The organism is Nonomuraea zeae (assembly GCF_005889725.1).
GTDB classification, from domain to species: Bacteria; Actinomycetota; Actinomycetes; order Streptosporangiales; family Streptosporangiaceae; genus Nonomuraea; species Nonomuraea zeae.
In genome coordinates this window covers 1-6,910 of sequence record NZ_VCKX01000463.1, presented here as the reverse complement: position 1 = coordinate 6,910, position 6,910 = coordinate 1, and the positions used below count along the sequence as shown (strand labels likewise).

General features: G+C 70.0%; 9 protein-coding genes. 6 read left to right on the top strand and 3 right to left on the bottom strand.

The features are described from left to right. Nucleotides 1–566: C39 family peptidase (locus tag ETD85_RS58930; RefSeq protein ID WP_170247438.1), on the top strand; the 566-nt coding region annotated here is incomplete at its 5' end. Between the two features lie 119 nt (nt 567–685). Here the strand turns inward: ETD85_RS58930 and ETD85_RS58925 are convergent. Further along, the gene (locus ETD85_RS58925) at nt 686–1,168 is read right to left on the bottom strand and encodes a DUF1772 domain-containing protein (protein ID WP_138698525.1); all 483 of its coding nucleotides are present in this window, start codon (nt 1,166–1,168) and stop codon (nt 686–688) included. Nucleotides 1,169–1,256: 88 nt separating this feature from the next. Between ETD85_RS58925 and ETD85_RS58920 the strand changes: the two genes are divergently transcribed. Continuing rightward, nucleotides 1,257–1,910, top strand: a complete 654-nt coding sequence (locus tag ETD85_RS58920) for a TetR/AcrR family transcriptional regulator (RefSeq protein ID WP_138698524.1) — start codon at nt 1,257–1,259, stop codon at nt 1,908–1,910. A gap of 53 nt (nt 1,911–1,963) precedes the next feature. Here ETD85_RS58920 and ETD85_RS58915 read toward each other — a convergent pair whose 3' ends face one another. Further along, nucleotides 1,964–2,791 (bottom strand): SCO6745 family protein, encoded by an 828-nt coding sequence (locus tag ETD85_RS58915; protein WP_206059571.1) that lies wholly within the window; start codon nt 2,789–2,791, stop codon nt 1,964–1,966. A 3-nt stretch (nt 2,792–2,794) separates the two neighbouring features. After that, nucleotides 2,795–3,616 carry an SDR family oxidoreductase gene (locus ETD85_RS58910; RefSeq protein ID WP_138698523.1) on the bottom strand — a complete coding sequence of 274 codons (822 nt, stop codon included), beginning with the start codon at nt 3,614–3,616 and terminating at the stop codon, nt 2,795–2,797. A 127-nt stretch (nt 3,617–3,743) separates the two neighbouring features. On the opposite strand from ETD85_RS58910, the gene ETD85_RS58905 reads away from it, so the two are divergent. The 4 genes from ETD85_RS58905 (at nt 3,744) to ETD85_RS58890 (ending at nt 6,874) form a co-directional block, all read left to right on the top strand. After that, nucleotides 3,744–4,157: a hypothetical protein gene (locus ETD85_RS58905; RefSeq protein WP_138698522.1), complete on the top strand. Its 414-nt coding sequence runs from the start codon at nt 3,744–3,746 to the stop codon at nt 4,155–4,157. Nucleotides 4,158–4,169: 12 nt separating this feature from the next. Further along, nucleotides 4,170–5,579 carry a sensor histidine kinase gene (locus ETD85_RS58900; RefSeq protein ID WP_206059570.1) on the top strand — a complete coding sequence of 470 codons (1,410 nt, stop codon included), beginning with the start codon at nt 4,170–4,172 and terminating at the stop codon, nt 5,577–5,579. Beyond that, nucleotides 5,576–6,238: a response regulator transcription factor gene (locus ETD85_RS58895; RefSeq protein ID WP_138698521.1), complete on the top strand. Its 663-nt coding sequence runs from the start codon at nt 5,576–5,578 to the stop codon at nt 6,236–6,238. The genes ETD85_RS58900 and ETD85_RS58895 overlap by 4 nt, the downstream gene beginning before the upstream one ends. A gap of 96 nt (nt 6,239–6,334) precedes the next feature. Beyond that, on the top strand, nt 6,335–6,874 hold the full coding sequence (locus tag ETD85_RS58890; RefSeq protein WP_138698526.1) for a DUF4956 domain-containing protein: 540 nt from the start codon (nt 6,335–6,337) through the stop codon (nt 6,872–6,874). The last annotated feature ends 36 nt before the right edge of the window (nt 6,875–6,910 follow it).

Below are 6,910 nucleotides of genomic sequence, written 5' to 3'. Positions count from 1 at the left end.
CCCCGACCCCGACCGCCACCGCGACGACCAAGGGTCTTTTCACGCCCCTGAAGTACAAGCTCAGCCTCAAGGGCCAGCGGCAGCAGACCAACTACTTCTGCGTGCCCGCCTCGTCCTCGATGAGCCTGTCGACCTTCGGCATCAGCGTCAGCCAGTCGACCCTGGCCAAGAAGATGAAGACGACCGCCTCCGCGGGCACCAAGGGCTCGAACGCCCTGCCGGTGATCAACGCCTACGTGAAGTCGCGCGGCTACAAGTACACGAGCCCGACCGACGCGGACGGCAACGCGATCGTGCTCATGAACCGGGTCTCCGGGAACATCGGCGACCTGCACCGGGCGCCCGTGCTCGCGGTGTGGATGGAGAAGCTGCCCTGGAACAAGGGCAAGATCAAGGGCACCAAGGTGGGCCACGCGATCATCGCCTACGGCTACGACAAGACTGCGGGCACCATCACGGTCTACGACCCGTGGAAGCCGACCGGCGGCGCCCACACCATCAGCGCCGCCACCTTGGCGGGCATCCTCCAGCCGGCAGGCAACATGTACTACCTCTCCAAGCTCTGACGCCGGCCTCATCGGCACACTAGGTCGCGCGGATGCCCTCCGCGACCTTCCTCAGCTCGCTCAGTCCGTCGATCTCCTTGGCGTATCCGGGGCTGATGCACACCTCGACGGCCAAGTCGTCACGGAGCTTCCAGATGATCGTGGGCGTGCTCGGCCCGCCGGCGGCGCCGGAGTCGCCGTGCTTCGACAGCCGTGCCGGTCTGCCGCCGATGTCCGTGGTTCCGCCGGCTCGCGTGCCAGCCGGCGGGCAGCCGGTCCGGATCCCAGGTGTCCGCGATCCGGTTGAGAGGCTCCAGTCCTGCCAGGGTGAGGACGACCGTGGCGATCACCAGGAGCAGGGCTGCCAGGCTGGCGCCGAAGACGAGCCAGCCGCGCTGCCACGACAGGACCGTCACGACGAACGTGGCCGCGATGCCGGGCAGAAGGAGCGGCGGCATGCGACGGCCGTAGTCGGCGTTGAGTGCCTGCCAGTACGTGACGTACGCGGGCCCCGGCATCCGGGCCACGGACGGGGCGAGCACCACGAAGAAGACGCCCCCTGCGTACAGGCCGGCCAGCAGCAGCGCGGCCATCCGGAACGCGGTGAGAACCAGGGACACCATGCGCCCTTCCATCGCCAAGCTTTGGTTAGATCTGTACTTTTTCATTAGAGGTGTCTCTAGTCAATATACTTCTGGAATCATGGTCCCGATGGCTGAGCAGAGGAAGCGGCGGGCCTACTCCAGCGCCCTGCGTCAGGAGCACGCCCAGGTCACGCGACAGAAGATCGCGACGGCGGCGCGGGAGCTGATGGTCGGAAAGGGCTATGCCGACACGACCATGGCCGAGGTGGCACGTGACGCCGGCGTGGCCGTCCAGACGCTGTACACGTCCTGCCCCGGCGGCAAACCCGCGCTGGCCAAGCTCGTCTACGACATCGCGCTGGCCGGGGACGCCGAGCCCCGGCCGCAGAGCGACCGCCCCGAGGTCCAGGCGATCATCGATGAGCCGGATCCCGCGCGCAAGCTGGCCCGGTACGCCGCCATGGCCACCGCGATCCACCAGCGCATCAAGCCCGTACACCGCGTCCTGCGCGAGGCGGCCGCCGCCTCCCCGGCCGATGCGGGCCTCCAGCAGATGCTGGCCGGCATCGAACGGGAAAGGCTGGCGGGCAGCCGCGGACCGGCCGAGCACCTCCATGCTCTCGGAGCGCTGCGCCCGGACCTTCCACCGGGCCGGGCGGCCGCGCAGATCTACGCGCTCACCTCGACGGAGACTTTCGAGAAACTGACCGAGGTGTGCGAATGGAGCGCGGCCGAGTACGAGGAATGGCTCGCCGCGACGCTCGCGGCGACCCTGCTCTGACATGACCCCCTTGGGCGCCGGCGGTCATGGTGGAGCGGCCGGCTGCGAGCGGGTCAGCCGATGGAGAGCAAGCCCGCTTCGACGACGCGGCGGCCGAAGGGGCGGGCCAGCTCCGCGAGGCGTTCGCAGCCGTCCTCGCCCAGCGCCGAGTAGGCGGGCATGGCGAGGGCGTCGGTGCGGTCCTCGATGTGCTGGCGCAGGGCCTTGCCCTCCGTGCTGAGGGCGTCGCCGTCGAGGAGGCCCCGGGCGCGCAGGCGTTCGTCGGCGGCGGTCCAGTCCTCTTCCGGCCAGGCGCGGCTGAATTTGAGGAACGCGGTGGGGACGTCGCCGGAGGCGGCGTGGAGCACCAGGGCTTCGACGCCGGTTACGCCCTCGGCGAGCAGGGTGGCCACGTGGCCGTCGCCCCTGAACTCGCGCAGCAGGGTCTGTGCGTGCCAGAGCTGCAGGAGCGGGTCGTCGGGCCAGGGGAGGGTGGCGTGGGCGGCGAAGAGCGGGCGACCCTGGGGGTGGTCGCAGGCCGCTTCGGCGGCGCGGCGGGCCAGCGCGAGGGTGGCGTCCAGGTCGGGGACCTCGTGGAGGCCGCCTCTGCGCAGGGCTTCACCTGCGGCTTCCCGCCGGGCCTGGAGCACCTGGTCCGGGGTGGTCGTGTCCCAGGCGGTGGCCATCGAGCGGCGTACGAGGTCGGGGCAGAAGTTGTAGAACGTGGCGATCACGACGTCGGCGGTGGCGCGGCCGAAGGCGGCGCTCCGGGAGGCGAAATAGCCGGACCTGCCGGTCAGGCCAAGTGCGGTGTAGCGGTTGGCGGCTTCCGGCACGAAGTAGATCATTCCGTGCAGGGGCTCCAGGCGGCGCCAGGCGCTGCGGGCTGCGGTCGTTCTCACGGCTCAGGCCTCCGTCGGATTGTCGATCGGGGTGGCGAACCGGGGCTGCGTCAGGGTGTCGACGAACTGCGACATTCCGGCCAGCCAGCGGTCCGGGTCGTCGGACTTGCGGCGTGCGTACTCCGCCACCTCGGGGTGGGGGAAGATGTGGAAACGCTCTGCTTCGAGGCCCTCGACGACCGCGGTCGCCACGTCGGACGGGTCGAGGATGACCCCCGAGGCGGCGACGGCTCTGGCCGTGACGTGGTCCTCCTGGATGCCGTGCGCCAGCATGGCGGTGCGGACGCCCTGGGGGCACAGGACGCTGACCTTGACGCCCTTGGTGGCGTAGTGGATGGACACCCACTCCGCGAACGCGATCGCCGCCGCCTTCGTCACCGCGTACGGCGCGTCGCCGGGGCAGCTGATCAGGCCGGCGGCCGAGCAGGTGTTGAGCAGGTAGCCGCCGCCGCGGGCGATCATGGATGGTACGACGGCGCGGGCGGCGTAGACGTGGGCCAGGACGTTGACCGCGTACAGGCTGGTCCACTCCTGTTCTGGGGCGTCGAGGCCGTGGCCGCCGATGATCCCGGCGTTCGAGCAGAACAGGTCGACCGGGCCGAACGGGGTGTTCGCCAGTGCGGCGACCTGCGGCTCCGAAGACACGTCCACCTGTACGGCCGTCGCGCGGTCGCCGATCTCCCCGGCCACCGCCTGGGCTCCGGCCTCGTCGAGGTCGGCGACGACCACGCCGACCGCGCCCTCGGCGGCGAACCTGAGGGCCAGTGCCCGGCCGATTCCGCTCGCCCCGCCGGTGACGACGACGACCTTGTCCCGAACCCTCATAAATCGCCCCTTCTGACCGACCAGCCGGTATCAGAACATGATTCTACTGCGGCGGGTTGCGATCAGATGAGAGGTTTCTCATCTGGGCTTCAGCGTGGTCTCCTCGAAGGGCGTCAAGGTCAAGCTCATGAAACATCGGGGAGCGATGATCCTGCTGTCCTTGGGGGTGGCGGCGGCCGGGTTCATGTCCATGGGGCTGGTGCGGGCCGCCGATGAGCGGCCTGAGCTGGGCGGGCCCGTCGTGGTGTCGTCCTCCCCCAAGGTGAGCGGGCCTTCCCCCGAGAGCGGGCCTTCCCCCGAGGAGGGCGCGCCTGCCACGCCGGCTCCGCGCAGGCGCGAGGAGCCGGGCGCGGTCGTGGAGAGCGACCGGCCCGCCGAGTCGGGCTCGCCCTCGGCGCAGAAGAGCGCGCAGCCGAGCGGGAGCGAGCGGCCGGCGTCCCGCAGGACGAAGGCTGAGCCGGTCAATCCGCCGTCGCCGAGGCCAGGGGGCGACGACGAGCACGATGATGATGGTGGTGGAGACGACGATGGAGACGACTGATCGGGAGGTCGCATGCGGGTGAGCGCCCGCGCCCGGATCGTGGGCTGGATGCTCGCCGTCGTCGGCCTCGCCCTGTCGGTCTCGATCTTCGTGACCTGGACGATCCTGCTGACCCGCCTCGACCACCGGATAGATCTCGAGCTCACCAACGAGGTCGAGAAGCTGCGCCGCTACGCCCCGACCGCGCTCGATCCGAAGACCGGACACCCGGTCACCAACGTGGAAGACCTGCTCGCGGGATACCTGGCGCTCAACGCCCCCGACCGGTGGGAGACCTTCTTCAGCATCGTCGACGGCAACGCCAGCAAGATTCACGGCGTCCCGCCGCCGGTCCGCCTCGACACCGACGAGCGGCTCGTCGCCCGGATGGCCACGGCCACCAAGCCGCAGAGCGCCGAGGTCGAGACCGCCGCGGGAACGGTCCATTACGCGGTCATCCCGGTCACCGTGGCCGCCGATCGCCGCCCTGGCCACTTCGTCGTGGCGATCCTCTACGACCAGCACCGTGCGGAGATCGTGGACGCGGTGCGGGCCCTCGGCCTGTCCGCGCTGGCCGCGCTGGTGTTAGCGGGGGCCGCGGGGTGGTTCGTGGCCGGGCGGGTGCTGGCGCCGGTCCGGCTGGTCAGCCAGACGGCCGAGCAGATCAGCGACTCCACCGACCTGACCCGCCGGCTCGACGTGCCCGGCGACGACGACGTGGCCGCGCTGGCCGCGACGTTCAACCACATGCTCGACCGGCTGGAGCAGGCCTTCGTCGTGCAACGGCACTTCATGGACGACGCCGGCCACGAGCTGCGCACCCCGATCACCGTCATCCGCGGACATCTGGAGCTCATGGGTGACGACCCGGCCGACCGAGCGGAGACCCTCGCCCTGGTCACCGACGAGCTCGACCGGATGAACCGCATCGTCGACGACCTCCTCACCTTGGCCAAGGCCGAGCAGCCGGGGTTCCTGGCACTGGACGACGTCGAGCTGGCCGACCTCACGGTCAGCGTGGTGGCCAAGGCCCGCGCGCTGGGCGAGCGTCGGTGGCGGGTGGACGAGGTGGCCGAGGCCCGCGTGCCGGCCGACCGCCAGCGGCTCACGCAGGCGCTCATGCAGCTGGTGGCCAACGCCGTCCGCCACACCACCGACGACGACCTGATCGCCGTCGGCTCCGCCGTCCGCGACGGGTGGGTCGAGCTGTGGGTACGCGACAGCGGGCCCGGCGTGGCCCCGGCCGATCGCGAACGGATCTTCGGGCGCTTCATCCGCGGCGCGGGCCGCACCGGGACCCATGACGGGGCCGGTCTGGGGCTGGCCATCGTCAGGTCCATCGCGGAGGCGCACGGCGGCAACGTGAAGGTGACCGAGGCTCCCGGGGGCGGAGCCTGTTTTGTCATGTCCATCCCGCTGTGGGAGCTGTGGGAGGTGCGGTGAACCGTATTCTGATCGCCGAGGACGAAGCCAGGATCGCGTCCTTCGTGGAGAAGGGGCTGCGGGCCAACGGCTTCGTGACCGCCGTGGCCGGGGACGGGGTGGCGGCTCACGACCTGGCCTGCGCGGGCGGGTTCGACCTGCTCATCCTGGACATCGGCCTGCCACTGACCGATGGGTTCACCGTGTTGCGGCGGCTGCGCGAGTCCATGGTGACCATACCGGTGATCATCCTGACCGCCCGTGACAGTGTGAGCGACACGGTGGCCGGGCTGGAGGGCGGTGCCGACGACTACATCGCCAAGCCCTTCGCCTTCGAGGAGCTGCTGGCGAGGGTGCGGTTGCGGCTGCGGGCCGATCGCGCGCCCGAGGTGACCGTGCTGCGCGTGTCGGATTTGTCGCTCGATCTGCGGGCCAGACGGGCTTATGTGGGCGATCGGGCGGTGGATTTGTCGACGCGGGAGTTCGCGCTGGCGGAGATCTTCTGCCGTCATCCCGATCAGGTGCTGACCAGGGAGCAGCTGCTCAGCCACGTGTGGGGGTTCGATTTCGACCCGGGCTCCAACGTGGTGGACGTCTACGTGCGTTACCTGCGGCGCAAGATCGGCGCGGAGCGGATCGAGACCGTCCGGGGGACGGGCTACCGCATGAGAGTCGCCTAATCATCAGCTCACGGTCGCTTCACGGCCCGCCGGCAGGCTGTCGTCGAGAGGTCGAGAGATCGATGGAGGGGGGCGGTTGTGACAACCGGGCTGGTGATGGATCTCGTGGCGATCGTCGTGTTGGCCTACGGACTCTACTATCGGCGCCACCATCGGCGTGATCTGCTGTTCGCCTACATCGCGCTCAATGTGGGGATCTTCGCGGTGGTGTCGCTGCTGCTGGTGCAGCGGGTGGACATCGCGGTCGGGTTCGGGCTGTTCGGGGTGCTGTCGATCATCCGCCTCCGGTCCAGCGAGATCACCCAGGAAGAGATCGCCTACTACTTCGTCGCGCTCGTGCTGGGCCTGGTCAACGGCATCGCGGGGGCGTGGCCGATGACGTCGCTCCTGCTGAACGGGGTGCTGCTGGCGGTGATGTACCTCGCCGATCATCCCGGGCTGCTCGGGCGCACCCGGCACCAGGTGGTGACGCTGGACGTGGTGCATTCTGACCCGGCGATGCTGCGGGTGGATCTGGAGAGCCGGCTGCGGGCTCGGGTCCTGCACTGCGTGGTCACCCAGGTGGATTACGTCCGGGATGTGACCGTGGTGGACGTCCGGTACGTGGTTCCGAATCCGCGCGTGGGGGTGCGGTGAGAGGAAGCCGGGGTGCTCGGGGGTGCGGCTGTCTCT

Coding starts and splice junctions, on each gene's coding strand:
- ETD85_RS58910 (WP_138698523.1), bottom strand. CDS start 3,616: ATGAGGGTTCGGGACAAGGTCGTCGTCGTCACCGGCGGGGCGAGCGGA.
- ETD85_RS58905 (WP_138698522.1), top strand. CDS start 3,744: ATGAAACATCGGGGAGCGATGATCCTGCTGTCCTTGGGGGTGGCGGCG.
- ETD85_RS58925 (WP_138698525.1), bottom strand. CDS start 1,168: ATGGTGTCCCTGGTTCTCACCGCGTTCCGGATGGCCGCGCTGCTGCTG.
- ETD85_RS58890 (WP_138698526.1), top strand. CDS start 6,335: ATGGATCTCGTGGCGATCGTCGTGTTGGCCTACGGACTCTACTATCGG.
- ETD85_RS58920 (WP_138698524.1), top strand. CDS start 1,257: ATGGCTGAGCAGAGGAAGCGGCGGGCCTACTCCAGCGCCCTGCGTCAG.
- ETD85_RS58900 (WP_206059570.1), top strand. CDS start 4,170: ATGCGGGTGAGCGCCCGCGCCCGGATCGTGGGCTGGATGCTCGCCGTC.